The organism is Dietzia sp. E1 (assembly GCF_014145015.1).
Lineage (GTDB): Bacteria > Actinomycetota > Actinomycetes > Mycobacteriales > Mycobacteriaceae > Dietzia > Dietzia cinnamea_A.
Map to the genome: position 1 here is coordinate 1 of NZ_JAALDU010000179.1, position 2,583 is coordinate 2,583.

2 protein-coding genes and 1 pseudogene are annotated in these 2,583 nt (G+C 65.8%); all 3 read left to right on the forward strand.

From position 1 onward, the window contains the following. Nucleotides 1–237: 237 nt before the first annotated feature. Nucleotides 238–573: pseudogene (locus G6030_RS07300) on the forward strand (transposase); the annotation flags it as partial. 329 nt (nt 574–902) lie between these two features. After that, entirely contained in the window at nt 903–2,009 is a 1,107-nt protein-coding gene (locus tag G6030_RS07305; RefSeq protein WP_067478094.1) for a BtrH N-terminal domain-containing protein, read from the forward strand. Further along, the gene (locus G6030_RS07310; RefSeq protein ID WP_347238602.1) at nt 2,003–2,515 is read left to right on the forward strand and encodes a transposase; all 513 of its coding nucleotides are present in this window, start codon (nt 2,003–2,005) and stop codon (nt 2,513–2,515) included. The genes G6030_RS07305 and G6030_RS07310 overlap by 7 nt, the downstream gene beginning before the upstream one ends. Nucleotides 2,516–2,583 lie beyond the last annotated feature (68 nt).

Genomic DNA, 2,583 nt, shown 5'->3' on the forward strand with positions numbered 1-2,583 from the left:
CACCCGGAGACCCGCCCACCGGCAGCGCCAGCCGGCACACACGCACGCCCACACGCGAAAACAAGCCCGCCGTCACCCGACAGCAGCAGTCACACCGGCCCGTGAATCAGCGGGGTTAGAGTGGTGTAACTCGGTGGCCGAGATCGTCTCCGACATCCGTGTCGTTGACGGATGTAGAGCGGCCACCGTGTGATCCATCGAGTCAACCTTCCAAAGAATCCTCGAGGAGTCATCACGATGACCGCACCCCATATTGTCGACCCGGCAGGCCTGCTTGGCCAAGCCCTCACAGAGGCGTCTCCAGATCTGATGCGTGAGCTGCAGCAGACCATGATCAACGCCCTGCTGTCCGCGGACGCCGATGCCGTCTGCGGCGCCGAGTGGAACGCCCGCTCGGAGCAGCGCACCAACCACCGCAATGGCTACCGCCACCGGCCCCTGGATACGCGGGTCGGCACCGTTGATGTCGCCGTCCCGAAGCTGCGCTTGGGCAGCTACTTCCCCGAGTGGCTGCTCGAGCGCCGCAAGCGGGCCGAGTCCGCGCTGATCACGGTCGTGGCGGACTGCTACCTGCGTTCCGGGCACCGCGCCGGGAGCGGTCGAGTGGAGGAGGTTGTCGTGCCGGGGCAGGACGACCGGCACGCGGCCATCTCCCAGACTGAACCCCCCGGCCGCCGGCTCGTGGAGGAGAGCGGTGGTGATTGTCTGGCGGACGCCCGGGGCTGCCTCGCCCAGCGCATTTCTTGAGCTATCACTCGGCGGGCGGCGCAGGAACGAAGGATCCTTTCGATGGACCGCTGAGGTAGGTACATGCCTGCATGAACGAATGTATAGTCACGTAACCGCATGCCCGTCCAACCGGAAACCGCGCAGATTGCTGCGACGCCGATTCAGGAGATGTCATGTCAGTCGAGGTCCCTACCCGTCATCCAGAGCCGCGACGAGTCCTACTGGACTATCCCCACCGTCAGGCAGGGCATTGTGGTTCCGGAGCGCTGAGAGACCTCCTGGAGTGGGCCGGTCTGGGCTGGGACGAGGTGCCGAGCGAAGGTCTGGTCTTCGGAATGGGCGGTGGTCTCGGCTTCACCTACCTGCGGGCACCGGGTCTCGCCCCTCCCATCTACTTCGTCGGGCGTAGCAGCGACCTCGAGGTCGACCTTCTCGCCAGGCTGGGTGCAGAGGTCGACGTTCGGGGAACCGACGATCCCGAGACCGGCTGGGGCTGGGTCCGCCGCGAACTCCAGCAAGGCCGTCCCGTGCTGATGTGGGCCGACATTTCTGAGCTGCCCTACCTCAATGTCCGCCTTCAGATGAGTCGGCACGACATCGTCGTGATCGGTTACGAAGACGACACCGAGACGGCTTTCGTGGTGGACAACGACCGAGCCGAGATGCAGAAAGTCCCCTACGAGGCTCTTGCGCGGGCGCGCGCGTCCCGATCGTTCCCCGTGCCCACGAGGCACACCACGTACTTCGTGAACTGGCCCCAGATCCTGCCCGATCTCCGCCAGACTGCGGCTTCGGCCCTCGTGGCCTCGGTCGAAAACATGCAGGCGGCGACAACCGCGATTATTCCGGACGCGTCGGTGCTACCGCCGGATGCCGTTGCCGCTGCCGGGATCAGTGGAGTCACGGTCTTCGCCGAGGATGTCGACCGGTGGCCGGGGCTCATGCCCGAACCGGAACTGGACATCGCGCTGCGTTCTCTCCACGCCTTTGTAGAGAAGGCAGGCACGGGCGGCGGCCTGTTCCGCCGGTTGCAGGCACAGTTCTGTGGCGACGTGGCCCGGCTAACGGAGTCCGCGGAGATGGCGAAGGCCGGAACTGCGCTCTTGCGCTGCGCGGACACGTGGTCGGCTCTGGCTGCGGCCGGCCGTAGCGACGGATCGACGCTCGATCGCTGGCGACGGGTCAATGAACTCGCCGCGACGCTTCCCCGCGACGAAGGCCATGCCATCTCTCACATGCGCAAAGCGGCGGGGGAACTGGGGATGGGTGACCCATTGTAGGCAAGTCGGCGAACGCAGCAAGCGAGCACCACTGCCGGGTTGCAGCAGCAAATCTGCGGCGCGGACGTAAAGGCGACCCGCTCTACGGGATCCGCACCATCATCCGCTGCGACCCGGCACGGCTGACCGAGCGGCAGTGGCGACGGTTCAATGACGCATTGGCCGCCGACCCCCGGCACGAGGAACTGTTCCTCGCCTGGCAGATCGCCCACGAACTCCGACAGGCCTACCACCATAAAGACCTGCCAGCCGGGCGCAGCGCTGCGGAGAAGATACTCGCGACCTTGCCGTCCTGCCCGATCCCAGAGATCGCCCGCCTCGGCCGCACTCTTCGCAAGTGGAAGGACTCCTTCCTCGCCTACTGGACCACTGACCGATCCAACAATGGTGGAACCGAAGCGATCAACGGCCTCATCGAACTCCACCGGCGCCTGGCCCGCGGCTACCGCAACCGCGACAACTACCGCCTGCGGATGCTCCTCATCGCCGGCGGGCTACGGACCTGACCCCACACTCAGATGCGAAGAGCCCCTTATCCGGCCCTTCACTATGAAGTTGTGAGGCCGTAGGCCTG

Bases quoted from the DNA above. Each gene is read 5' to 3' on its own strand.
- G6030_RS07305 (WP_067478094.1), top strand. From the start codon at position 903: ATGTCAGTCGAGGTCCCTACCCGTCATCCAGAGCCGCGACGAGTCCTA.